At 73.1% G+C, this 24418-nt stretch carries 22 protein-coding genes and 1 pseudogene; 11 read left to right on the forward strand and 12 right to left on the reverse strand.

From position 1 onward, the window contains the following. Window positions 1-192 precede the first annotated feature (192 nt). Complete coding sequence (locus ACFYWG_RS02635; RefSeq protein ID WP_383499543.1) at window positions 193-1107, forward strand: LysR family transcriptional regulator; 915 nt, start codon at window positions 193-195, stop codon at window positions 1105-1107. Between the two features lie 14 nt (window positions 1108-1121). Here ACFYWG_RS02635 and ACFYWG_RS02640 read toward each other — a convergent pair whose 3' ends face one another. From ACFYWG_RS02640 to ACFYWG_RS02675, 8 genes and pseudogenes are all read right to left on the reverse strand, one after another. Next, window positions 1122-2495, reverse strand: a complete 1374-nt coding sequence (locus ACFYWG_RS02640; RefSeq protein WP_383499540.1) for an NtaA/DmoA family FMN-dependent monooxygenase — start codon at window positions 2493-2495, stop codon at window positions 1122-1124. A gap of 19 nt (window positions 2496-2514) precedes the next feature. Then, window positions 2515-3714, reverse strand: a complete 1200-nt coding sequence (locus ACFYWG_RS02645; protein ID WP_383499537.1) for an LLM class flavin-dependent oxidoreductase — start codon at window positions 3712-3714, stop codon at window positions 2515-2517. A 25-nt stretch (window positions 3715-3739) separates the two neighbouring features. Further along, entirely contained in the window at window positions 3740-4729 is a 990-nt protein-coding gene (locus ACFYWG_RS02650) for an ABC transporter substrate-binding protein (RefSeq protein ID WP_385413927.1), read from the reverse strand. Window positions 4730-4787: 58 nt separating this feature from the next. Then, window positions 4788-5552 carry an amino acid ABC transporter ATP-binding protein gene (locus tag ACFYWG_RS02655; protein WP_383499531.1) on the reverse strand — a complete coding sequence of 255 codons (765 nt, stop codon included), beginning with the start codon at window positions 5550-5552 and terminating at the stop codon, window positions 4788-4790. After that, on the reverse strand, window positions 5549-6568 hold the full coding sequence (locus ACFYWG_RS02660; RefSeq protein WP_389198831.1) for an amino acid ABC transporter permease: 1020 nt from the start codon (window positions 6566-6568) through the stop codon (window positions 5549-5551). The genes ACFYWG_RS02655 and ACFYWG_RS02660 overlap by 4 nt, the downstream gene beginning before the upstream one ends. A gap of 90 nt (window positions 6569-6658) precedes the next feature. Further along, window positions 6659-7102 (reverse strand): annotated as a pseudogene (locus tag ACFYWG_RS02665) (transporter substrate-binding domain-containing protein); the annotation flags it as partial. Further along, entirely contained in the window at window positions 7099-7635 is a 537-nt protein-coding gene (locus ACFYWG_RS02670) for a GNAT family N-acetyltransferase (RefSeq protein ID WP_383499526.1), read from the reverse strand. The pseudogene ACFYWG_RS02665 and the gene ACFYWG_RS02670, both read right to left, overlap by 4 nt. Continuing rightward, window positions 7632-8843 (reverse strand): LLM class flavin-dependent oxidoreductase, encoded by a 1212-nt coding sequence (locus ACFYWG_RS02675; protein WP_383499524.1) that lies wholly within the window; start codon window positions 8841-8843, stop codon window positions 7632-7634. Before ACFYWG_RS02675 ends, ACFYWG_RS02670 begins: the two co-directional genes overlap by 4 nt. A 593-nt stretch (window positions 8844-9436) precedes the next feature. On the opposite strand from ACFYWG_RS02675, the gene ACFYWG_RS02680 reads away from it, so the two are divergent. From ACFYWG_RS02680 to ykgO, 9 genes are all read left to right on the forward strand, one after another. Further along, on the forward strand, window positions 9437-9664 hold the full coding sequence (locus ACFYWG_RS02680; protein WP_383499521.1) for a hypothetical protein: 228 nt from the start codon (window positions 9437-9439) through the stop codon (window positions 9662-9664). A 65-nt stretch (window positions 9665-9729) separates the two neighbouring features. Next, on the forward strand, window positions 9730-11718 hold the full coding sequence (locus tag ACFYWG_RS02685) for an FAD/NAD(P)-binding protein (protein WP_389199447.1): 1989 nt from the start codon (window positions 9730-9732) through the stop codon (window positions 11716-11718). A gap of 320 nt (window positions 11719-12038) precedes the next feature. After that, a complete protein-coding gene (locus tag ACFYWG_RS02690; RefSeq protein ID WP_383499518.1) occupies window positions 12039-12608 on the forward strand; it encodes a winged helix-turn-helix domain-containing protein in 570 nt (189 codons plus the stop codon). A gap of 12 nt (window positions 12609-12620) precedes the next feature. Beyond that, on the forward strand, window positions 12621-13853 hold the full coding sequence (locus tag ACFYWG_RS02695) for an acyl-CoA dehydrogenase family protein (RefSeq protein WP_389198834.1): 1233 nt from the start codon (window positions 12621-12623) through the stop codon (window positions 13851-13853). Between the two features lie 194 nt (window positions 13854-14047). Then, the gene (locus ACFYWG_RS02700) at window positions 14048-14143 is read left to right on the forward strand and encodes a putative leader peptide (RefSeq protein WP_376327912.1); all 96 of its coding nucleotides are present in this window, start codon (window positions 14048-14050) and stop codon (window positions 14141-14143) included. Between the two features lie 233 nt (window positions 14144-14376). Continuing rightward, the gene (locus ACFYWG_RS02705) at window positions 14377-15483 is read left to right on the forward strand and encodes an ABC transporter substrate-binding protein (protein ID WP_376327913.1); all 1107 of its coding nucleotides are present in this window, start codon (window positions 14377-14379) and stop codon (window positions 15481-15483) included. Between the two features lie 220 nt (window positions 15484-15703). Continuing rightward, window positions 15704-15868, forward strand: a complete 165-nt coding sequence (rpmG, locus tag ACFYWG_RS02710) for a 50S ribosomal protein L33 (protein WP_383499512.1) — start codon at window positions 15704-15706, stop codon at window positions 15866-15868. Window positions 15869-15920: 52 nt separating this feature from the next. Next, window positions 15921-16178 (forward strand): type B 50S ribosomal protein L31, encoded by a 258-nt coding sequence (locus ACFYWG_RS02715; RefSeq protein WP_389198837.1) that lies wholly within the window; start codon window positions 15921-15923, stop codon window positions 16176-16178. Between the two features lie 28 nt (window positions 16179-16206). Next, the gene (ykgO, locus tag ACFYWG_RS02720) at window positions 16207-16329 is read left to right on the forward strand and encodes a type B 50S ribosomal protein L36 (RefSeq protein ID WP_376327917.1); all 123 of its coding nucleotides are present in this window, start codon (window positions 16207-16209) and stop codon (window positions 16327-16329) included. 87 nt (window positions 16330-16416) lie between these two features. Here the strand turns inward: ykgO and ACFYWG_RS02725 are convergent, their stop codons facing one another. Then, window positions 16417-18510, reverse strand: a complete 2094-nt coding sequence (locus ACFYWG_RS02725; protein ID WP_383511353.1) for a SpoIIE family protein phosphatase — start codon at window positions 18508-18510, stop codon at window positions 16417-16419. Window positions 18511-18839: 329 nt separating this feature from the next. Here ACFYWG_RS02725 and ACFYWG_RS02730 point away from each other — a divergent pair, with 329 nt between their 5' ends. Beyond that, window positions 18840-20960, forward strand: a complete 2121-nt coding sequence (locus ACFYWG_RS02730; RefSeq protein ID WP_389198840.1) for a SpoIIE family protein phosphatase — start codon at window positions 18840-18842, stop codon at window positions 20958-20960. A gap of 53 nt (window positions 20961-21013) precedes the next feature. Here ACFYWG_RS02730 and ACFYWG_RS02735 read toward each other — a convergent pair whose 3' ends face one another. From ACFYWG_RS02735 to tap, 3 genes are all read right to left on the reverse strand, one after another. Next, window positions 21014-21424, reverse strand: coding sequence for an MmpS family transport accessory protein (locus ACFYWG_RS02735; RefSeq protein WP_383511357.1), 411 nt, complete (start codon window positions 21422-21424; stop codon window positions 21014-21016). Between the two features lie 88 nt (window positions 21425-21512). Then, a complete protein-coding gene (tpg, locus tag ACFYWG_RS02740; protein WP_376327924.1) occupies window positions 21513-22070 on the reverse strand; it encodes a telomere-protecting terminal protein Tpg in 558 nt (185 codons plus the stop codon). A 6-nt stretch (window positions 22071-22076) separates the two neighbouring features. After that, a complete protein-coding gene (tap, locus tag ACFYWG_RS02745; protein WP_389198843.1) occupies window positions 22077-24371 on the reverse strand; it encodes a telomere-associated protein Tap in 2295 nt (764 codons plus the stop codon). Window positions 24372-24418: the final 47 nt, after the last annotated feature.

Genomic DNA, 24418 nt, shown 5'->3' on the forward strand with positions numbered 1-24418 from the left:
CTGCAGACACGCGCGAGATCGACATGGCGTCGCCGCGTGAGATCCTGTCGCTTCATGCTTCGATCAAAGCAGCGCGACATCCGGCCGGTCAAGAATGCCCGGCTCGATTTCACATGCTGGGCTTCGGTATTCACGAGGTTGTGACAGGGATTCCCTTGAACCCGGCTCCGTGCGATCGGCAGTCTCGTTCCCGTGCGTATCGAACAGCTCGAATACATCGCCGCGGTGACCCGCCTGGGGTCGCTGCGGCGGGCCGCCGAGGAACTGCACCTGTCCCAGCCGGCCCTCAGCGAGACCGTGCGCAATCTGGAGCGGGAGCTCGGCGTGGACCTGCTGGAGCGCAAGCGCTCCGGGGCGAAGATCAGTGACGAGGGGCGGGAGCTGCTGCCGCACATCATGACGGTGCTGGACGCGGTCGACCGGCTGCGCGACGCCGCCGGGGACCAGCACCGCATCAGCCGCATGGTCCGGCTCGGCACGGTGAACACGGCCACCGTACCGCTGGTCATCCCGACGGTCCGGGAGTTCCGGGCCGCGCACCCGGTCACCCAGGTGGAGCTGGTGGGTGCGCAGCAGTCCGAGATCCACCGGGGGCTGCTGGAGGGGTCCTTCGACCTCGGGCTGGTGAACTATCTGCGCGGCGACGACCTGCCGCCCGGTTTCGAGGCCACCGAGCTGCTGTGCGGGCGGCCCGTGGTGTGTGTGCGGCCGGACAGTCCGCTCGCCGCCCTGGACGCGGTGGACACGGACAGCCTGCTGGCCGAGCCGCTGATCGTCATGCGGTCCGGGTACGTCATGCACCGCTTCCTGCACCGCCTGCTCCGGGGGCGGGCACCGGTGTTCTCGTACTCCACCGACGGCGCGGAGATGGGCAAGCTGATGGTCGCCGAGGGGCTGGGGGCCACGGTGCTGCCGGACTTCAGTGTCGTCGGGGACCCGCTGGAGCGGCGCGGCACGATCACCGTGCGGCCGCTCGCGGGCGACGGGACGGAGGTGCTGCTGGTGCTGCAGCGCCGGCACTCCGGTTCCGCCGCCCGGGCCGTGCGCGACCTGCACGAGCTGTTCGTGCGCAACGCCGCCGCGTACCGGGCCGCGTCGGACGGCTGATCGTCCGCGGTGGTTCAGGAGGCGGCCCGCTCCGCGCGGCCGCCGTCCGGGTGGGCCAGGCCGAGGTGGTCGCGCAGGGTCGTGCCCTCGTACTCGGTCCGGAAGACGCCCCGTTCCTGGAGCAGGGGCACCACCTTGTCGGCGAACTCGTCGAGGCCGGTCGGGGTGAGGTGCGGGACGAGGATGAATCCGTCGCTCGCGTCGGCCTGGACGAGGTCGTTGATGGTCCGGGCGACGGTGGCGGGTGAGCCGACGAAGTTCTGCCGGTTGCCGGTGTGGATGACCAGGTCGCGGATGGACCACCCGTGGGCCTCGGCCAGCCGGCGCCACTCGCGTGCGGTGGCCAGCGGGTCGCGGTACATGCGCACTTGTGCGCGGCCCTGGGAGATGTGGTCGTCGCCGAGGTCCGGGTCGACGTCGGGCAGGGGCCCGTCCGGGTCGTAGGCGGACAGGTCCCGGTTCCAGACGAACTCCAGGTGCCTGAGGGCGGTGGCTCCGCTGACCTGCTGGCGGCGCACCTCGCGGGCGAGTTCCTCCGCTTCGGCATCGGTGTCGGCCAGCGCGAAGGTCGCGGCGGGCAGGATGAGCAGCTGGTCGGGCCGGCGGCCGTGCCTGGCCAGGCGGGACTTGACGTCGGTGTAGAAGGCCCGGCCGGCGTCGAGCGTGCCGTGCCGGCTGAAGATGGCATCGGCTTCGGCGGCGGCGAACTCGCGGCCCTCGTCGGAGTCCCCGGCCTGGAAGACGACGGGGCGGCCCTGCGGGGAGCGGGGAACGTTGAACTGCCCGTGGATGTCGAAGTGCGCGCCGGTGTGGGTGAAGGAGCCGGCCTTGGCGTCCGACAGGAACCGGCCGGTCTCCTGGTCGGCGAGGATCTCGTCGCCGTGCCAGGAGTCGAAGAGCGTGTGCGCCGCGGTGAGGAACTCCTCGGCGCGCGAGTAGCGCTGCTCCTGCGGCAGGAATCCGCCGCGCCGGAAGTTCTCACCGGTGAAGGCGTCCCAGGAGGTGACGACGTTCCAGGCGGCGCGTCCGCCGGAGAGGTGGTCGAGGCTCGCGAACTGGCGGGCCACCTCGTAGGGCTCGTTGAACGTGGAGTTGATGGTGCCGGCCAGGCCCAGGTGTTCGGTGACGGCGGCGAGCGCGGCGAGGACGGTGAAGGTGTCGGGGCGGCCGACCACGTCCAAGTCGTAGATCTCTCCTCCCTGTTCGCGCAGGCGGAGCCCTTCGGCCAGGAAGAGGAAGTCGAACCTGGCGCGTTCCGCGGTCCGTGCGAAGTGGGCGAAGGAGCTGAACTCGATGTGGCTGCCGGCCCGGGGATCGCTCCAGACGGTGGTGTTGTTCACGCCGGGGAAGTGGGCGGCCAGATGGATCTGCTTCAGCGGTGCGGTCATCGGTGCGGGTCCCTCCGGCTCAGGCGGCGTAGCGGTTGGCGGGGCGGGCCAGGCCGAGCAGGCCGCGCAGGGTGGCGGCCTCGTAGGTCCGGCGGAAGGCGCCACGGCGCTGGAGTTCGGGGACCAGCCCCCGGGTGATCGCCGGCAGGTCGTGGCCGGTGACGGCGGGCCGCAGCCGGAAGCCGGAGAGTCCGGCACCGCTCCACTCCTGCAGCAGGTCGGCGAGTTGGGCGGGCGTGCCGGTGAAGACGGGGGCGTCGCTCGTGTACGGCTGCCCCGCGAGCGTGTCGAGCCGCTCGCGGCGTGCGGCGGCGCCGGCCGGGTCCTCGTCGAGGAACACGAGGAGGTCGCCGAAGACGTGCAGCGGATCAGCCTCCCGTCCCGCGTCGCGCTGCTCGGCGCGGATGCGGGCGACGATCGTGCGGGCCTCGTCGGTGTCGTGCGGAGTGACGTAGCCGACGTCGGCGGCGCGGGCGACGAGACGGTAGGGGACGGTGTCGTGCGCGAGGGCGCTGACGATCGGCTGGCCCTGCGGCGGGCGGGGGGTGATGGAGGGCCCTCTGACCTTGAAGTACCTGCCTTCGAAGTCGATGTGGTGCAGTTTGCGGCGGTCGATGAACCGCCCGGTGGCGGCGTCCCGGATCTCGGCGTCGTCCTCCCAGCTGTCCCACAGGCGGCGCACGACCTCGACGTGGTCGGCGGCCTCGTCGAACAGCTCGGTCACCGTCTCCAGGGCGTCCGGGCTGTCGTAGGCGTCGATGCGGGGGACGGTGCGGCGGCCGAAGTGCGCGGCCTCGTTCGGGCGTGCGGTGATCTGCACCCGCAGGCCCGCGCGGCCGTTGCTGACGTAGTCGAGGGTGGCGATCGCCTTGGAGATGTGGAACGGCTCGGTGTGGGTGGCGATCACGGTCGGGACCAGGCCGATGTGCCGGGTCAGCGGCGCGACGCGGGAGGCGATGAGCACGGCGTCCAGACGGCCGCGCACCTGGTCGGTGCGCTCGTCGGGGTCGAGGAAGTGGGAGGACTGCGGGCCGAGTCCGTCCTCGACGGTGACGAAGTCGAGCAGTCCGCGCTCGGCTTCGGCGACGAGGCCGGCCCAGTGGGCGGCGGTGAACAGTTCCCGTGGCCGGGCCTGCGGCTCGCGCCAGGAGGCGGGGTGCCAGCCGGTGCCGTCCAGGGCTACGGCCAGGTGCAGTGGTGACGAGGGGGTGGAGGACATGCGGGGGCCTTCCTGCGGCAGTCGCCTACTTGTTGGTCCTGGGCAGGCCGGGCGGGTTGATCTGCGACGTGGGGACGGCCTCGTCGGACAGGCCCCAGCGCTTGAGCACCTTCGCGTAGGTGCCGTTGTCGATGATGTGGTTGATGGCGTCGGCGAGCGGCTCGACGAGGCCGCTGTCCTTCTTCGTGGTGGCGGCGATGAGCCCCTGGAGGGTGGCGCCGGCGCCGGAGTAGGTGCCGACCACCTCGGTCCTGCCGGTGGTGGCCGCGTGGTAGGCGGCGGTCGGGTTGGGGCCGAGGTAGAGGTCGATGCGGCCGGACTGCAGGGCGAGATAGGTGTCGCTGTCGTTCTGGTAGTACTTGATGTCCACCGGTTCGCGGCCGGCCTTCTCGTTCTCCTTGCTCCATTCGATCAGGAGCTTCTCCTGGTTGGTGCCGCTGCTGACGGCGACCGTCCTGCCCGCCACGTCCTTCGGGCCGGTGACCTTCAGGCCGCTGCCCTTCTTCGCCTCGAAGCCCAGGTTGTCCTCGCGGTAGGTGGCGAAGTCGTACTTCTCCTTGCGTTCCTCGGTGACGGTGATGTTGCTGAGGCCGGCGTCGTACTTGGCGCTGTCGAGGCCGACGAAGATGTTCTCCCAGGAGACGGTGTTGATGTGCGGCTTCAGGCCCAGGACGTCGGCGACGAGGTGGGCGAGGTCGGGCTCCACGCCGATGACGGTCTTGTTGTCGGTGGCGTAGAAGGTCAGCGGGGCGGCGGAGCCGGAGGAGGCCACGAGCTCCAGGGTCCCTCTCTTGCGGATGCGCTCGGGCACCTGTGCCGCGATGGAGGCGACCTCGGCGGTCGTGACGCGCTTCTGGTCCGGGCTCGTGTCGATCTTGATGGTGCCGCCGGAGGTGGCCGCGACCTCGGTCGTGCCGCCGTCGTCGGGATCGGCGCAGCCGGCGAGGACGAGGGCGGCGGCGAGTCCGAGTGCTGCTGCGGCGCTGGTACGGCGTGTGGTGAGGGCGGTGGCCACGGGGTGCTCCTTGCGTGCGTGAACGGGTGGGTGGGGGAAGGGTTCCGAGCCGGCCGGCTCAGAGGACCTTGGAGAGGAAGGCGCGGGTGCGCTCGTGCTGCGGGGCGTCGAGGACGGCCGGGGGCGGCCCCTGCTCGACGACGACGCCGCCGTCCATGAAGACCACGGTGTCGGCGACCTCGCGGGCGAAGCCGATCTCGTGGGTGACGACGATCATGGTGGTGCCGGTGCGGGCCAGGTCCTTGATGACGTCGAGGACCTCGCCGACCAGTTCGGGGTCGAGGGCCGAGGTGGGTTCGTCGAACAGCAGCACCTTGGGTTCGAGGGCGAGCGCCCGGGCGATGGCGACGCGCTGCTGCTGGCCGCCGGAGAGCTGGCGCGGGTAGGCGTCGGCCTTGTCGGCGAGCCCGACACGGCCGAGCAGCCTGCGGGCCGTCTCCTCGGCCTCCCGGCGCGGGCGGCGCAGCGCGGACACCGGGGCCTCGATCAGGTTCTCCAGCACGTTCAGGTGGGGGAAGAGGTTGAAGTTCTGGAAGACGAACCCGATGTGGGTGCGCTGCTTCAGGACGTCCTTCTCCTTCAGCTCGTGCAGTCGGTTGCCCGAGCGGCGGTAGCCGACGAGTTCGCCGTCGATGGTGATCCAGCCGCGGTCGACCTTCTCCAGGTGGTTGATGGTGCGCAGCAGGGTCGACTTGCCGGAGCCGGACGGGCCGAGGACGACGGTGACCTCGCCGGCGCGGACCCGCAGGTCGACGCCGCGCAGCACGTCCAGCGGGCCGAAGCTCTTGTGGACGCCGTGCACGTCCACCATGACCTCGCTCATCGGCTCTCTCCCAGGGGTCCGAGGGTCTTCAGCGGCAGGACCGGCTGGTCGCGCCGGGCGGCCGCGGCGCGCAGGGTGCGCACCAGGCGCCGGGCGCGCTGGAAGGGGGTGGGGGGCGGGGTGCGGTCGGCACCCCGGGCGTAGTGGCGTTCGACGTAGTACTGGGCGACCGACAGCAGGGAGGTCAGCACCACGTACCAGGCGGTGGCGACCAGCAGCAGCGGGACGACCCGGCCGTTGCGGCCGTAGATGACCTGGACCTGGTAGAAGAGTTCGCCGATGGACATCACGTAGACCACCGAGGTGCCCTTGAGGAGGCCGATGATCTCGTTGCCGGCCGTGGGCAGGATGGCGCGCATGGCCTGGGGCAGGACGATGCGCCGGATCTGACGCAGCCGGGGGATGCCCAGGGCCGCGGCGGCCTCCAGCTGACCGGGGTCGACGGAGATGACGCCGCCGCGCACGATCTCGGCGGCGTACGCTGCCTGATGGAGTGTCAGCCCGATGACGGCGGCGCCGATGGTGCCGATGAGGCCGTTGCTGTCCACCGACCAGAACACCGGCCCGAAGGGGATGCCGACGCCCAACTCCTTGTACAGGGCGCTGAGGTTGAACCAGAAGACCAGCTGCACGATCATCGGGATCGACCGGAAGACCCAGATGTACGTCCACGCGACGGTCTGGAGCACCGGGCTGCGGGACAACCGCATGAAGGCCAGGACCGTGCCCAGCAGGAAGCCGAGGACGGTGGCGTAGGCGGTGAGCTGGAGGGTGACCCACACCGCTTCCACGATCGTCTCGGACAGGACGTAGTCGCTGAACACGCCCCACTCCCATACGGGGTTGGTGGCCAGGCCGTGCACGAACTGGGCGACCAGCACGGCCACGGCGGCGGCCGCCGCCCAGCGGGCGTAGTGGCGTGCCGGGACGACCTTGAGGGAGGCCGGGCCGGTCGTGTCGGGGCGGGTGTCCGCGGGGGCCGTGCCGGAGGGCGCGGCGTCGGTGGTGGATGCCATCGTGGTGTTCCTGCTCGGCTTCTAGGGGTGTTCGGGCGGGTTGATGCGCGATCTGTCGATCGCGGAGGCGGACGTGCCCCACTTCTTCAGGATCCGGGCGTAGGTGCCGTCCTTGTTGCCCGTTCCCACGTCGTACTTGCCGCTGTCGAGGGCGGGCAGGATCGTCTCGAAGGAGGCGTCCTGGCGGAGCAGTCGCAGTTCAAGGACCTTGGCGACCGCGTCGGCGATGTCGATGTCCTGCCCCGCGGGAGCCTTGTCCGGGCCGTCCGGGTGGTACGCGCCCGGCGGGAAGCCGATGGAGCTGCCGACCCGCAGTGTCCCGGAGCGGCGGACGCCGGCCGGGAGCAGGGCGGCGGCGGAGGCCACCCCGCGCACGGCGGCGACGGGGTCGTCGCTGGGGGCGGGCGAGGCATGGGCTCCGGTGGCCGCGGTGCCGCCCGTGTCGCCGGAGCCGCAGGCGGTCAGCCCCAGCAGCGGCAGGAGCGCGAGGGCGGTGGCGCCGCGCAGGCGTCCTCCGGTCCCGGGAAGCTTCACAGGTCCGTGGCCTTTCCGCTGTGCGGGACGGCAGGCAGGTGCTTCTCGAAGGGCAGCGGGCCGATCGTCTCCGGGTCGGCCGCGGTGTCGAACAGGGGTGTGTAGCCGGTGGCGAGGTAGAGGCCGCGGGCCTCCGGCTGGCGGGGCCCGGTGGTCAGGTAGATCCGCCGGTAGCCGCGGGCGCCGGCCTCGCGCTCCAGCTCGCCGAGCACCCGGCGGGCGAGTCCGCGCCTGCGGTGTGCGGAGTGGGTCCAGATCCGTTTCAGCTCGGCCGTGCTCGCGTCGTGGCGGCGGAAGGCGCCGCCGGCGACCGGGGTGCCGTGCTCCAGCAGCAGCAGGAGCAGGCCGCCGCGCGCGGGGGTGAACTCCTCGTCGGGATAGCGGGAGATCTCGGCGTGCGCGTCCTTCCCGTAGCGCGTCGAGTACTCGTGGCCGAGTTCGCGCAGCAGGGGCCTCACCCGGGGGTCGGAGACGGGGACGTGAACGACGGCCGGCTGCGCCGCGCCGGGCGGGAGGGGGGCCACGGACGTCATGCGCCCACCACCGCCCGGGTCCGGCCCTGGCCCCCGGCCGGCTCGCGTGCCCCCGCCTGCCCCTGTCCTTCGGCCCGCTCGGTGTCGCGCTGGGCGGCCCGTTCGGCATCATCCCTGGCGGCCCGCTCGGCGTCGCGCTTGGCGACCTCCTCGCGGACGAGGGGGATGACGTGGCGGCCGAAGTCGATGGCGTCGCCCAGCAGGTCGTACCCGCGTGCGGAGAGGATGTCCACTCCGAGGTCGTAGTAGTCGAGCAGTGCTCGGGCCACGGTCTCGGGCGTGCCGACCAGGGCGTTGGAGTTGCCGGCGCCGCCGGTGGCGGCGGCCGTCGGGGTCCACAGGGCGCGGTCGTAGCGCTCGCCCTGTTCCGCGATGGCGATCAGCCGCTGCGACCCGGTGTTCTCCGGGGCACCGGAGCGGTGCCGGCGCTTGAGCCCGGCCGCGCCCAGCTCCCTGATGGCACCGACCGTGCGGTGGGCCTTCTCCCAGGCCAGTTCCTCGGTCGGGGCGATGATGGGGCGGAAGGCCACCTGGATGCGTGGGACGTCTGCGCGGCCGGCGGCCCGCGCGGCGGCCTTCACCTGCTCGATCTGCTCGGCGGTCCGCGCCAGCGGCTCGCCCCACAGGCAGTGGACGTCCGCCTCGGCACCGCCGGCGGCGTGAGCGGCGGGCGACGAGCCGCCGAACGAGATCCCGGGGCGCGGCTGTTGAACCGGGAAGACGTCACTGACGAAGTCGTGGAAGCGGTAGTGCTCGCCCTCGTGGTCGAAGGGCTCGTGCGTGGTCCAGATCTTCTTGACGATCCGGATGTACTCGCGGGTGCGGGAGTACCGCTCGTCCTTGGTCAGGGTGTCGCCCTCACGGCCCTGTTCGTGGTCGTTGCCGCCGGTGATGAAGTGCACGGTCAGCCGGCCGTCGCTGATCTGGTCGAGGGTGGCGAAGGTCTTCGCGGCGAACGTCGGGTACGACACGTTGGGCCGGTGCGCGAGGAGGATCTGCAGCCGGTCCAGGCGGCTCGCGATGTACGCGGCGGCGGGAGCCGGGTCGGGGGAGCCGGACCCGTAGGCGAACAGCACGCGGTCCCAGCCGTGCTCCTCGTGGGCCCGGGCGAGGCGGAGGGTGTAGTCCTTGTCGAAGGCGGCGCCGGAGCGCGGGGTGGTTTCCGAGCCGTCGTTGGTGGCGGCGATGCCGAGGAACTCGACGGGCATGGCAGGGGGGCCTTTCGGGAGCGACCGCACGCGGGCATGGCTAACTGCCGGGTGTGCGACGGGAGATGGCCGGCCTGAGAGCGGACCGGTGGACACGCGAAGTGACGACGCCGTGCGTCAGGAAGAACAGGTGCGGCAGCGCGCGCGAAGCGGGAGACCGGCCAGCGACGGGGTCACCGAGGGAGGGAAGGGCCGGTCAGACGGCCCGCTGCCGAGTCAGGCGCAACACGCCGCGGACCACACCCGACCGAAGTCGATGTGGTCGCGCGAGACCAAGCGCTGCTGGGCGTTCATGCGCCTAATTGAGCAGGACGACGCGCGTTCCGTCAAGGAGCGACCGGATGCCGGACCTTCCCGTGCCCGCCTGCCGCTCCGCCTTGTTGACACACGTGTGCCGTGGGCACATACGATCGACGACGGACGGCTCCGCCTCGCGTGGGCCCGTTTCCGAGGCCGCGTTGAGGGACGCGGCGACCGTGACGACGCAGCTTCCCGGCCGCGCTCCGTGTCCGCCCGGCGGCAGTTCCGCCGCACGCCGGCACGAGCGCCCCGGGCGGTCGCCCCCGCCTGACTCCCTCCCCCGGAGAGCCTCCATGGTCACGTCTTCCGACGTCACGTCCCTCCGCGTCGCCGCCGAACCCCCGTTCCGTGCCGGCGACACCGGTTCCTCCCGCGTCGAGCGGCACTACGCCCGCGGCGGCTCCCGCGCCCTGCCGCCGACCCCGCTGCAACGGTCGCGGGCCCGCCTGTCGGCCCTGCGCCTTCGGCTTCGGACGGCGACGGCCTCCGGCGCCCGCCCGGTGCTCGGCGGTGACCGGTGAACGGCGTCGACGGAAACGGCGTGAGCCCAAACAGCGTGAGCGGAAACGGAGTCGGCGGAGACGGCGTGGACGACGACGGCCCGGACGGCGCCGTGTCACCGGCCGTCCTGGTCGTCGTCGGCGCGGGACCCCGTGCCACCGGCCTGGTCGAGCGCATCGCGGCGAACGCCCCCGAACTGTGGGACGGCGCGCGTGCGTTGCACATCCACCTGGTGGACCCGTATCCGCCCGGGCCCGGCCGGGTGTGGCGGCACGAGCAGTCCCCGCTGCTGCGGATGAACTCCATGGCGGAGGACGTCACCATGTTCACCGACGAGTCCTCCACGATCGAGGGCCCGGTGCGGCCCGGCCCGTCGCTGGCCGAGTGGGCCGCGCAGTTCTCGGGCCGCGGCCCCCGTCACACGCCGGGCTACGAGCCCGTGGACGCGGAGGTCCTGGCCGAGCTGCGCTCGCTGAGCGGAGCCGACTTCCCGACGCGGCGCGCTCAGAGCGCCTATCTGGACTGGGTGTTCCGCCGGGCGGTGGCCGAACTGCCGCCCTCGGTCACCGTCGAGGTGCACCCCACCACGGCGACCGCCGTCACCGGCCCCCCGGACGGCCGGCAGTGCGTCCACCTCGCCGGCCGGACCGCCCCGCTCGCCGCCGACCTGGTGGTGCTCACCCAGGGGCACCTCGGCTCCGCGCCCGCGGCCGAGCACCGCACGCACGCCGCGTTCGCCCGCCGCCACGGCCGTTTCCACCTCCCGCCCGAGTTCTCCGCGGACGCCGACCTCTCCGGGCTCCGTCCCGGCGAGCACGTCGTCGTGCGGGGCTTCGGACTGGCCTTCATCGATCTGATGGTCCTGCTCACCGAGGGGCGGGGCGGTACGTACCGCCCCGGGCCCGGCGGGTCGCTCACCTACGTGCCGTCAGGCCGCGAACCCGTGCTGCACGTCGGATCGCGGCGCGGTGTGCCGTACCACTCCAAGACCCGCTACCGGCTGGGCGGCCCACGCCCCGCGCTGCCCCGGTACTTCGGCCCCCGGGCGGTGGACCTGCTGCTCACCCGGTCCGGCCCGCTGGACCTGCGCCGTGACGTGTGGCCGCTGATGGCCAAGGAGATCGGGTACGGCCACTACCACGAGCTGTTCCACGCCCACCCCGGTCGCACCGCCCTCGCCTGGCCCGAGTTCGCCGCCGCCTACGACGGCCTCGACTGGTACGCGGACGAGATGGCCGCCCTCGTCGCCGCGGCCGTACCGGACCCGGTGGACCGGCTGGACTTCGAGGCTCTCGACCGCCCCCTGGACGGTCGCTCGTTCCGCACACCCGAGGCGTTCCAGGACTTCCTGCGCGAGCACATCGCCCAGGACGTGGCGCGGCGCGAGGACCCCGAATTCAGCGCCGACCTCGGGGCGTTCCACGCCCTGCTCTCCGTCTACGGTCAGCTTCCGCGCCTGGTCGCCTCCGGCCGGCTCACCGCCCGCTCGGTCGCGGACCACCTCGACGGCTGGTGGCACGGCTTCTTCAGCTTCCTCGCCTCCGGCCCGCCCGGCGACCGGCTGCGGCAACTGCACGCGCTCTCCCGGGCCGGTGTCGTCCGGTTCGTGGGCGCCGGGATGCGGGTCGGCACCGACGAGGCCGCGGGCACCTTCACCGCCACCAGCCCCACCGTCCCCGGCCGGGCCGTGCACGCCACGGCACTGATCGAGGCGTACCTGCCCGCCCCTTCGTTGGCCCGGACCGAGGATCCGCTGCTGCGCGACCTGTTCCGCAGGGGTTCCCTGAGCGAGGAGGTGGTCGCGGACGCCACCCGCACCCACCGCTCCGGGCTGCTGAGCGTCTCCCCCGTCGACGCCCGCGTCCTGGACCCGGCCCTCGGCGGACCGCACCCGCGCCGCCTCGCGCTCGGCGCCCCCACCAACAGCCGGTCGGTGGCCGCCTTCGCCCGGCCCCGCACCGACGCCCCGGCCTTCCGCCAGAACGACGCGGTGGCGCGTCGGCTGCTGCGCGCCCTGAGCGGTGCCGGGGCCGCGGACGGGGTCGGCGGGGAACGGGCGACCGCACCGGCGTGAGACGGCCCGGGGGTGCGGCCGGGCGGTGCCGCCACCCGGGCGTGAGGCATTCCCCACGTTTCCTATCGAGTTACTAGGAAACCCTTGACGGTGTCCGTGGAGGATGCACAGGATGTTGCACATGTCCCGTACACAGCAGCGACTCGTTCGCCGTCGGCATGTCGACTTCGGTCACGTCGTCAGCGCCGCCTGCTGTTGCGCCTGAGGCACCCGGCTCACCCGCCGGCCCTGCCGCTCGGCTCAGCCCCCTTCCTTTCCCCGCGGCCGGCCGCGCCCGCACCCGGAGCACGACGGCCCGCACACCTCTGAGGGACATCCCCATGACCACGGCACTCCCGGCCCGGACCACCCCCCTGGCCGCCCCCTCCGTCGAGACCCGCCGCCTCCACCTGGTGGGTGAGGCGGGGCGCGACGGCAGCGGCGGTTCCGCCGCCCCGCGCCTCGTCAGCTACCTCGTCGTGGTTCCCGAAGGCACGGACCTGCGGGACCTGTTCGCCGAGGACGGCCCGCGGCCCGAGATCCGGCCCCTCGCGGCCACCGTCGCGGCCGCCGCCCCGCGCACCGGCGAGGGCGCCGTCCACATCGACCCGGCCCGCCAGGTCGCCGAGGTGGACGGCCGGCAACTCGACCTCACGTACCTGGAGTTCGCTCTCCTGGCGCATCTCGTTCAGCACCCGCACCACGTCCACACGCGCGAGCGGCTGGTCGCCGCGGTCTGGGGCTACGACCACGTCGGGGACGGACGCACCGTGGACGTCCACATCGCGCGGCTGCGCCGCAAGCTCGGTACGGCCCACCGGCACACGATCGTCACGGTGCGGCGCGTGGGCTACAAGTACGTGCCCGACCAGCAGCAGAGCCCCGGCACCACACCCTGCCACCGACCTTGAGGAGAGCCCGCCATGGGCGTTGCCATCGCACCGGCCGACCCCGCCCCGGCGCCCGAGCGGACCGGGCCCGGCCGTGCGCACTGGCTGCACGTGGCGCGGGAGGCCGCCGACGACCTGGCCACGGACGCCGTGGCCAGGGAGCAGGCGGGCAAGCACCCGTTCGACGAGGTGTCCAGGCTCCGTGAGGCGGGGCTGCTGACACTCCTCGCGCCGGTGCAGTCCGGGGGCGGCGGCGCGGACTGGGCGACGGCCTGCGCGGTCCTGCGGGAGATCGCCGCCGCCGACGGGGCGATAGGCCAACTGCTCGGCTGTCACTACTACTTGTCCTGGGGCACCCGCTTCTTCTCCTCGCCGGACCTCGCCGCGCGCGTGGCACTGCGGTCCACGGCCGAACAGTGGTGCTGGGGCGGCGGCCTGGCCCGCCAGGAGGCCTCGCCGGTCCTCGGCGGGCGGAGCGGCCGGCGGGTGCTCGACGGCCGGCAGAGTTACGCGACCGGCGTCCTGGTCGCCGACCGCCTCGCGGTCCGGGCCGTCCGGGCCGGCACGGGCGAGCCCCTGGCCGTCCTGGTCGACCCCGCCGGTCCGGGCGTTCGGGTGGACGCCGACACCGGCGGCTTCGGCCAGCGGCTCGTGGCCGGCGGCAGCGTGGAGTTCGACGCCGTGCCGGTCGCCGACGACGACGTCCTCGGCTCGCTGTCGGCGGACGAGGAGGCCCTGTCCCCCTCGGCCGCCCTGGCGGCACCGGTCGGGCGCCTGGTCTCGGTGCAGCTCCTGCTCGGGATGGCCGAGGGCGTCCTGGCGGAGGTGCGCGAGTACAGCAGGACGAGCCACACACCGTGGCCCCTCACCTCCGCGGCACCCCAGGCCCCGACCGATCCGCACGTGCTCACCGCCTACGGGGAACTCACCGTCCTCACCCGCTCCGCCTCCGCACTCGCCGACCAGGCCCTGGACGCGGCGCGGGAGGGACTCTCCGCCGGGGACGACCTCGGCTTCGACCAGTACGCGGAGATCTCCGTCCTCGTCGCGATGGCCGAGGCCGCCGCCTCCCGGGCGGCACACGAGTCCACCACGCGCGCCCTCGACGTCCTCGGCCCGCGCGCCGCCTCCGCGCGGCTGGGTCTGGACCGGTTCTGGCGCAACGCCCGCACCCACACCCTGCACGAGCCGGCCGCCCGCCGCTTCCGCGAGGTCGGGGACTACTGGCTGAACGGCACCCACCCCGCTTTCGTCCTTCCGGTGTGACGCGAACGCAGCGGTCCGGCACCCAGAAGCCCGTCGACATACCGAGCCAATTCACGCATTCCGGCGTCATATCTCACTGAACGAGATGCAGATGCCCGGCATACGGACACCCTCTTGGGGCGGAGACCGTCTTCTGCCACGATCCCTAGCAGCCAGGTAGGAAAGCTAGGGAACAGCGAGGTGTGGCCGTGCGCATGCTCAACTCCACAGCCCTCGCGCTGCTTTTCCTGACCTCACGCCGGCACATCGACTTCGCCCGTACGGCGAGTGCCATGTGTCGGCCCGCCTGAGACGTCGCAGACCGCGACGCCGCCGGCCGACGGCTCCCGCACACCCCGCTGACCTCCCGGGTCGCCGGGGAACTCCTGCGCCGGAGCGTCGTGCCACCCCTCCCCCACGCTCCGCCCGGCGGCCCGGACGGCTTCCCCGTCCGAGCCGGCGAGCGATCTTCGACGCATGCCCCGGGCCCGCCCCACACCGTCGCCCGCCTTCCCTATCCTTCATCTGCCGAGAGGACACCTCAGTGTCTGCCGCAAGACCGTTCACCAGCCTGCGCACCCTCGCCGCCCTCGCGGCGCTCCCCCTCCTGCTGACCGCCTGCGGCTACGGCTCCGAGTCCACCGACGACGGCAAGAAGAGCGAGGTCGCGGCGGGCGCCGAGAAGCTCTCCGCCGACCAGGTGAAGATCGGCTACTTCCCCAACCTCACGCACGCCACGGCTCTCGTGGGCGTCCAGGAGGGACTGATCCAGAAGGAGCTCGGCGGCACCACCATCAAGGCGTCGACCTTCAACGCCGGGCCGTCCGAGATCGAGGCGCTGAACGCGGGCGCCATCGACATCGGCTGGATCGGCCCCTCCCCGGCGATCAACGGGTACACCAAGTCCAACGGCAAGAACCTGCGCATCGTCGGCGGTTCGGCCTCCGGGGGCGTCAAGCTGGTCGTCAACCCGAAGAAGATCAAGTCCCTGAAGGACGTCAAGGGCAAGAAGATCGCCACGCCGCAGCACGGGAACACCCAGGACGTCGCGTTCCTCAACTGGATCGCGGAGCAGGGGTGGAAGGTGGACGCCAAGAGCGGCGCGGGTGACGTCTCCGTCGTCCGCACCGACAACAAGATCACCCCGGACGCCTACAAGTCCGGTTCCATCGACGGCGCGTGGGTGCCGGAGCCGACCGCCTCGAAGCTGGTCGCCGAGGGCGGCAAGGTCCTGCTCGACGAGTCGACGCTGTGGCCGGACAAGAAGTTCGTGATCACGAACATCATCGTGTCGCAGAAGTTCCTCAAGGATCACCCGGACGTCGTCGAGGCCGTGCTGCGCGGCTCGGTGCGGACCAACGAGTGGATCAACGCCAACCCCGACAAGGCGAAGGAGTCCGCCAACAAGGCCCTGAAGGAGCTGGCGGGCAAGGCGCTGCCGGCCGAGGTCCTCGACCCGGCGTGGAAGTCCGTCACGTTCCTCGACGACCCGCTGGCCTCCACGCTGAACACGCAGGCGAAGCACGCGGTCACGGCGGGTCTGCTGGAGAAGCCCAGCCTGCAGGGCATCTACGACCTGAAGCTGCTCAACAAGGTGCTCAAGGCGGACGGCAAGCCCGAGGTGGACGACGCCGGCCTCGGCGCGAAGTAGCGCCACCGGCGGAACACGGCCGGAGTTCTCCGCCCTCGGGGGCGCGGGGACTCCGGCCGCGGCATGTTTCCCGGTTCCGCCGGCCCTGCGGTCGTCCCGACCGGGTCGGCCGGACGGGGCGGGTGGCTCGGGAATGCGGAGCCGGTGCAGGTGGTTGAGACCCATGTCTGACATGCCTGAGTCAATCGAAGGCTCGTGTGTCGGCGGGAAAGGAGTCCTCATGGCACGCAGCAGCGCGCGGCCCGTCGTGAAGCTGAAGTCGACGGCCGGCACCGGCGTCACCTACGTGACCCGCAAGAACCGCCTCAACGACCCCGACCGGCTGGTCCTGCGCAAGTACGACCCGGTCGCCGGGGCCCACGTCCCGTTCCGCGAGGAGCGCTGACCGCCCGCCTCCCGCCGCCCGGCGGCGGGAGGCCCCCGACGAAAGGACAGCCATGAGGACCGCGATCCACCCCGTCTCCCGTCCGGTCGTCTTCCGCGACCGGGCAGCCGGCTTCGCCCTGCTGACCCGCTCCACCCTCGACTCGCAGCGCGCGGTCGAGTGGGAGGACGGCCACACCTATCCGGTGGTCGACGTGGAGATCTCCTCGGCGAGCCACCCCTTCTACACCGGCACCTCGCGCGTCGTGGACACCGCAGGACGCGTGGAGCGCTTCGAGCGCCGCTACGGCGGCGCCGCCGCCCGGCGCTGACCGGGCGCCCGACACGGAGGAGACCGACATGAAGGTGCGCACGTCGCTGCGCGCGCTCAAGGCCAAGCCCGGCGCACAGGTGGTGCGCCGCCGGGGCGTCACGTACGTGATCAACAAGAAGGATCCGCGCTTCAAGGCCCGCCAGGGCTGACGGACTCCGCACCGCACACCAGGGCCGGCCCGGCCCCCGCGTCCGTCGCGGGGGCCGGGCCGCCCCCGTGTCCGGGGCCGTTCCGCTTCATGCGCCCTCGGCGGGAGTGCCGAGCGGCCGGGCCCGGGCGATGAGCAGGGCCACGTCGTCGTGGTCGGTGGGCCCTCGCAGCCGTTCCAGGAGCCGGTCGCAGGTCTCCTCCACGGAGCCGTACGGCGGGGACAGCAGGTCCACCAGGTCCTCCAGGCGCCGGTCGATGGGATCGTCGCGCGTCTCCACCAGCCCGTCGGTGTACAGGACGAGCTGGTCGCCGGGGCGCATGTCGAAGGTCGTGCTCTCGAAGGGGACGCCGCCCACCCCCAGCGGGGTGCCGGTGGGCAGGTCGAGCAGCTCGGGCGGCCCGCCGTCGCGCACCAGGACCGGCGGCAGGTGCCCCGCGCAGGCCACCTGCAGCCGGCGCAGCCGGGGGTCGTACACCGCGTACACGCAGGTCGCGATGTAGGGGTCGAGGCCCTGGGTGATGCGGTCGAGGTGGCTGAGGATCCGGGAGGGTTCGAGGTCGAGTGCGGCGAGGGTGGAGGTGGCGGTGCGCAGCCGGCCCATGGTCGTGGCGGCGGGGATGCCGCTGCCCATGACGTCGCCCACCGCCAGGGCGGTGCGGTCGCCGCTGAGCGGGATGATGTCGTACCAGTCGCCGCCGACCTCGCTGAACGCCTGCGCCGGGCGGTAGCGGGCGGCGATCTCCAGGCCGGGGCGGTGGGGCGAGGGCTGCGGCAGCAGACTGCGCTGGAGGGTCTCGGCGGCCGTGCGGATGTGCTGGTGCAGTACGGCGTTGTCGATGCTCAGCGCCGCGGAGGAGGCCAGTTCGCAGGCGAGCGTGAGGTCGTTGTCGTCGAAGGGCTCCGGGTTGCGCGCGCGGGCCAGGCTCATCACCCCGATGATCTGCCCGCGGGCGATGAGCGGGACCGCCATGTCGGTGTGGACGCCGGCCTGGGCGAGCAGGTCGGCCGCGGCGGCGTCGGCGGCAACCCGGCGGAGCTCGCCGCTGTCCAGGTGTCTGATCAGCAGGGGCTGGCGGGTGCGCAGGCAGTGGGCCGCCGGGTGGTCGGCGTGGTAGGTGGTGAGCTGGCCCGGCGCCATGATCGCCTCGGAGGCGTCGGTCGGGTAGGCGGTCTTCACCGCGAGGGCGCGGAACAGCGGCGGCTTCTCGCCGATGTCCGGCCGGCCCGTGCGCAGCACGGAGTCCAGCACGTCCACGGCGATCATGTCGGCGAGGTCGGGCACGAGCACGTCCGCCAGCTCCTGCGCGGTCCGCTCCACCTCCAGGGTGGTCCCGATGCGCGCGGACCCGTCGGCCATCAGGCGCAGCCGCTGCCGGGCCCGCTCGGCCTCCCTGGCCGCCTCGTAGCGGTCGGTCACGTCGACCACGACGTTGGCGATGCCCAGGGCGTTGCCGGCGTGGTCCTGGAGGCGGTAGATCGACACGGCCCAGGCGTGGTCGTGGTCGGGGTCGGCCCGGGTACGGCCCACCACCTGCTGGTCCACCACGGGCAGACCGGTCGCCAGGACCTCCAGCATCTGGTTCTCGGCGGCCTCGAAGGGAGCGCCGGGCAGGATCTCGCGGAAGCCCCGGCCGAGGTGACCCGCCTCGGAGACGCCGTGCATCGACGCCAGGGCCGGGTTGACCGCCACGTAGCGCAGCTCGGTGTCGAGGACGGACAGACCGATCGGCGCCTGGGCGACCAGCTGGCTGGACAGGGCCACCTTGCGTTCCACCTGCCGCAGCAGGGCCCGGTCGGTGGCCAGTCCCAGGGCGTAGTGGTCGCCGAGGTTGTCCGTCAGCCGCATGTTGCGGAACTCCACCATGAGGCCGCTGCCGTCCTTGCGCCGGACGGGGAAGGAGCCCGCCCAGCCCCGTCCGGTGATCATGACCTCGGCGAACAGTCTGATGGCCGTCTCCCGGTGTTCGGGGCTGAGCAGCAACTGGGCCGCGTACTGCCCGACCGCTTCCTCGCGGGTGTAGCCGAACAGCTCCTCGGCCTGGGGGCTCCACATGTCGATGCGGCCGTCGGCCTCGGCGAGGACGGCGGCGACGCCCAGCAGGTCCGGCAGCCCGCTCGGGCCGGACACGGGCCCCTCCGGATGCTCCGGAGGCTCCGCGTGCTGATCCGCTCCGCTCATCGCACTCGCCCCTTCCGCGTGTCGGCCGCCACAGCGCCTCAGTGGACGGACCCACCGCTTCCCCGCCGTCCGGCGACTCGTTCACCTTGCGGCACACGGCTGGGGACGGCCAGGGGACGCGCCGGGGGGCCGCCGTACCGGGACCACTGCGGGGGCCCGGACGCCCGGCACGGGAACGACATGGTGCTCACCTCGCGGATCGGCGTTCTCCTCCACCCTTCCACACACCGGCCGCCCGCGACGGGTACCGCCGGGCGGCGGCCGGACGCCGGGGCCGCCGTGCTCCACCCACCTCACGGGAGGGGGCTTTTGTCGCTTATGGTCGACATGTGGACCAGCTGGATGGCGAGGTGCGTGACGGCTCGTCGCTGGAGGAGACGCTCAGCGCGACGGTGCGGCGCACGGGTGCTTCCGCCGGAGGCGTGTACCTGCTGTCGCCGTCCGAGCCGGTGCTGGGGCTGACCCTCGTGTGCGGGGTTCCGGTGATGGCCGTCGCGCCCTGGTGGCGGGTGGCCGTGTCGGCCGCGGGGCCGCTGTCCGAGGCGGTGCGGGACGACCGCCTGGTCTGGGTGGGACGGCAGGAGGACCTGGCCCGGCTGTACCCGAACGCCGCGGCGGGGCTGCCGTACCGGTTCGCGCTGGCCTTCGCCCCGCTCAACGGCGTGCGCCGGTGGGGGGCCCTGGCCCTGGTGTGGTCGGCGACCCATCCGCCCTCCCTGACCCGTCGCGAGCGCGGCCACATCCTGTCCAGTGCGCAGCGCGTCACCCAGGCGCTGGAGGAGTCGTCCACCCCCTCCCTCGTCCCGGACCAGCCTCGCGCGGTGCCCTTGCACCCGCCGGAACCGGACACGGCCCAGGCCGGTCTCGCCGCCGCCGACCTGGTCCAGCGGCTGCCCATCGGCGCCCTCGGCCTCGATCTCGAGGGGCGCATCACCTACGTCAACGACGCCGCCGCCCGGCTGCTCGGCCTGGGGCCCGAACGCCTCCTGGGCACCCTGCCCTGGCAGGCCGTGCCCTGGCTCGACACCCCCGTCCACGAGGACCACTACCGCACGGCCGTCTTCAGCCGCGAGTCCGTCTCCTACACGGCGCTGCGCCCGCCCGACACCTGGCTCGACATCCAGCTGCACCCGAGCGACAGCGGGATCAGCGCGCTCCTTCAGCCCCGGCGCGACTCCCGTGCCACGGGCACCGCGCCGTCTCCCGCGCCCCCGGTACCCGCCCCGCCCGAGGGCGCCGGCACGGGCCGGATCCACCAGCTGATCCACCTCGCCGCGGCGCTCAGCCAGACCGTCACCGTGGCCGACGTGATCCATGTGGTGGGCGATCAGATCGTGCCGGCCTTCAATGCCCAGAGCGTCGTCGTCTCCGCGGCGGACGCCGGCCGGCTGAAGATCACCGGGCAGCGGGGGTACGACCCCCGCACGATCGCCCGTCTCGACGGCCTGCCCCTGGACACCGACCTGACGCCCGCCGGCCACATCCTGCGGAGCGGCGTCCCGTCCTTCTTCTCCGACCGCGGCGAGATGTCCCGCGCGTACCCCCGGGCGACCATGGTCAGCGGGAAGCACGCCTGGGCCTTCCTGCCCCTGGTCGTCTCCGACCGCCGCGTCGGCTGCTGCGTGCTCTCCTACGACCGCCCGCGCACGTTCAGCGCCGGCGAACGCGCCGTGCTCGTCTCATTGGGCGGGCTGATCGCCCAGGCGATGGACCGGGCCCGCCTGTACGACGCCACGCACGACCTCGCGCACGGGCTGCAGCAGGCGCTTCTGCCGGTGACCCTGCCGCCCGTCCCCCAACTCGGCGTCGCCGCCCGCTACCTGCCCGCCGCGCACGGCATGGACATCGGCGGCGACTTCTACGACCTGATCCGCCTCGGGGACACGTCCGCCGCCGCCGTCATCGGCGACGTGCAGGGGCACAGCATCCACGCGGCGGCCCTGATGGGCCAGGTGCGCACCGCCGTGCACGCCACCGCCGGCGGGCGGCCCGACGAGGTCCTCGCGCGCACCAACCGCGTGCTGCTCGACCTGGAGACCGATCTGTTCGTCTCCTGCCTGTACCTGCACCTCGACCTCGCCGAGCGCCGGATGTTCCTCGCCAGCGCCGGGCATCCTCCCCCGCTGCTGCGGACGCCGGGGGCCGAGCCCCGCACCGAGGTGCTCGACGTGGAGCCGGGGCCGCTGCTGGGCATCGACACGGGCGTCGACGCCCTCTACCCGGTCTCGACCACGACGCTGCCGGCCGGGTCGCTCCTGGCCCTGTACACCGACGGTCTGGTGGAGGCGCCGGGCGCCGACATCACGGAGTCGATCGCGACGGTCGCCGACTACCTCACCACGACCGGGGAACGGCCCCTCGACGAGCTGGCCGACGACCTGATCCGCCATGCCCTGCCCACGCACGCGCACCTGGACGACGTCGCCCTGCTCCTGCTGCGCCTGCGGTGACGCCCCCGCTCCTGCTGCGCCTGGGGTGAGCCGCGCGCCCCGTGCGCCGGCCGTCAGCCTCCGACCGGGGACTCGGCGGTGCAACCGCCCGAGGTCACCAGGCCCTCGGCGCTCTGCTCCTCGATCACCTCACCCTTGTAGAGGATCGTGCAGGTCACCTCGGCGCCCTCCGGGTCGACGGCGACGGGCATCACGGCGGCAGGCATGATGCCGCGCAGGGTGACGGTCTTCTTCCAGGGCAGTTCCGGTTTCGACACCGACTCGATCCTCGGCTCCATGGCGGTGCCGCCGCCCCCGTGGAACTCGATCGAGTCCACGTTCTCGCCCGTGACCTCGTAGGTGACCCGGTAGGTCTCGTTCACGGCCTTGTCGACCTGATCGACCGCCTCGGAGCAGGCGGTCGGTCCGGCCGCGAGGCCCGCCACGGCGACGGAACACAGGGCGGTACGGAGCGTGCGGTTCATGAGGATCCCCCCGGATCTCGGCATGGTGATCCGCAGCCGATCGCAGAGGGAAGGTCATGTCAAGGCCGCGCACCGGCTCCTGACGGGGCTACAGGTCGAACTCGACGTGGTCGATGTCGGTGAAGCGGACCTCCTCGAGCTGTCCTGCTCGGCGGCCGCCGTCCTGGAAGTAGATCTCCCTGAGGCCCTCGGCGGTGATCTCGCGCAGGCGTTGTTCGGGTGCGCCCTGCTGCTGGGCCTCGAACAGCCGGGCCGCGTACTGCGGGGGCAGCGCCACCGTCAGGTGGCGCAGCCGGTCCTCGTCGGTCGTCCCGATCGGCGCGGTGTAGCCGATCCGGGCCCGGGTGTCGACGACGATGCCGCCGGTCGTCGCCGCCCGCTGCCGTGCCCTGGCCCGGACCTGGGGCTGCCACCGCCGGTTCACCTCGCGCTCCAGCCGTGCGGCGAGGTCCGGCCGCGGTTTCCTGATCTGGTTCTTCACGTACCGCTCGACCGTGCGCTGGGAGACGCGCAGCAACCGGGCCACCTGCCCGGTGCCCTTGAGCTGCCGGACCAGGTAACGCATCTGCGCGGGCGCGGTCTTGGGCGCCGGGCGGGTGAACGCCTTGCGCACGGCGGCCTCCAGGCCCTCCCCGAGGGTGCTCATCGGCCGCTACTCCCCGCTGTCGGCGCCGGTGACGGCGCCGTCCTTGATGTACCGGGCGAGGTTGAGCTCCGGCGCGCCGAACCGTTCACGGACCTCTTCGCCCCACAGCACGGTCTGGGTGCCCTCGTGTTTCACGAGACCGGGGTTGACCCCCAGTCTGAACCCTCCCGGCAGGGGCTTGCCCTCCCGGTAGGGCAGGAAGTCCAGCGGACCGGTCCCCTCGGCCGCGTACACGACGCAGTCGGACAGGACCGCGACCGGGTACTGCCCGGTGAACGCCGCGTGCTTCACCATCTTGCGGTGGAGGTTGATCCGCGTGCGCGAGATGACCGCCGCGCGGATGTCCGGCCGCCATGTGGGGCGGGACAGGGCACGCCAGGGCCGGCCCGGCCGCCAGCCCTCGCCCCGGGGCCGCTCGCGGAGTTTGCCCAGTCCGCCCTTGACCGTCGCCTTGATCGCGTCGGCGACGATCGCCGCCTGCGGGTCGCGGTCGCGGTACCCGGCCATCGCCGCGAGGAAGTCGGCCGGCGCCATGTCGGCGTGCACCCCCAGGTCCGCCATCGTGGCCAGGTAGGCGTCGCGCAGCCGGCCGTACCAGGCGTCCAGGTAACGGCCGTTGTCGTAGCGGAGGTACGCCTCGATCGGGCGCACCTCGTAGCCGAGTTCCACGGCGTAGGCGACGGTGGGGGTGGCGTACCAGGCCGGGCCCTCGGGGCGTTCGCCCGTGGGGGTGAACGGGCTGGGCAGCAGACCGGCGTCCAGGTCGGCCCACCGCTCCTTGCCGGTCCGCACCCGGGACAGGTCGACGTGGGACAGGTCGACCAGCCACGAGCCCGGCAGCTTCGCGTCGAACTCCGGTGCCCTCACGTGGGTCGGTCCGCCGAGGCCGACGACGAGGCCGTTGGCTCCGGCGGCGAAGGCCATGTTCACGTCGATGCCGACCAGATGCCGCTGGGCGCACTCGTCGTCGGTCATCGGCCGCGCCCAGTCGTACGCCTCCTCGAACAACTTCTCGTCGGGGCCGCGGACATGGAAGCGGGGCAGGTCGGCCAGGAGCGGGTGCCCGTCTGGGGCCTCACACGGGGCGCAGTCCACCGGGTCCTTGCCGAGGCTGCCCGGGTTGCGCTCGGAGTGCCGCCTGCCGTGGGCGTCCGGCTCCGAGGCGCGTGTCGGCGGGTGCAGGGCGGTCATCAGCTCCAGTCCGGTGACGGCCGTGGATCCGCGCGGCGTCATCACCAGGGAGGCGTACCGGCCGAGGAGACGGGCGAGTTCGGCCGGGGGCAGCTGGGCGGCGTCCCCCCAGTGGCGCGGGTCGAGGGCGCGCCAGGACGGGACGCAGAGCTGGACGCAGGCGCGCTCGGCGCCGGTGGCCGGACGGTAGATCCGGGCCCATGGGCCGAACCCCCGCTTGGTGAGCTTCCAGTCGGCACGCGCGAGGTGCCTGACGACCTTGTGGTCCTCCGGGAGCCGTCCGGTCCGCCTCTCCTCGTCGGTCAGGGCGACGGGCAGGCCGTAGCGCTCCAGCGCGGTCTCCGTGAGCACGAGCAGGGGATCACCGTCCTTGCCCGCGCCGGCCAGCCTCGGCTGGCCGAGCCTCGCTTCCTCCAGGGTCCACGCGACCAGGGCGGGCAGGGTCGTGGCGGGCACGTCGAGGACCAGGCCGCCGGTGCAGTACGCCAGGACGCGCCCCTCGGAGTCGGCATCGACCACGGCGAGGGGGCCGTTCTCGAAGCGGGGATCGGCGGGGGTCCCCGCTTCCGCAGGTGCCTTCCGTGAGGGGGCCGTCCCCCGGGAAGCGGCCGTCTTCCCAGGTGCACGCCCCGCTTCCGCCGCAGCCGCCCGGCGCGGAGCGGCGGGCTCGGCGGCGGGAGGCGCAGCCCCGGAGGGCGCCGGGGCGACAGGCGCGGGTGGCGCCGCAGCCGGCGGCGCAGCGGCTGACGCCGAGGGTGGCGGAGCCGCGGCCGGGGCGGCAGCTGCCGGGGCCGCGGCCCTGGAGGCAGGTGCGGCCCCGGCGGGTGCCGTCGGAGCCGAGGGGGCCGGGCCGGCCGGCAGCGCCGCCGGGTACAGCTCCGCGAGCCGGTTCAGCAGACGCGCGTACGCCTCGCGCTCCGGGCCGCGGGGCTCGGTCGGCTTCTTCGCCGACTCCCAGCCGGAGACGGTCGCCCGGCGCACCTTCAGCGCGGCGGCCACCTGGTCCAGCGTCAGCCCGTGCGCCTGGCGCAGCCGCTTGCGCTCCGGCGCGGGCGGCAGCGGCGAGCGGGACGCGACCAGCGCGTCGACGGCGTCGAACAGCTCCGACATGGCAGCACCTCCACCAGCGATCCTAGACCCGGACCTCCGTACGGACG

Source organism: Streptomyces sp. NPDC003456, from assembly GCF_042878735.1.
Classification (GTDB): domain Bacteria; phylum Actinomycetota; class Actinomycetes; order Streptomycetales; family Streptomycetaceae; genus Streptomyces.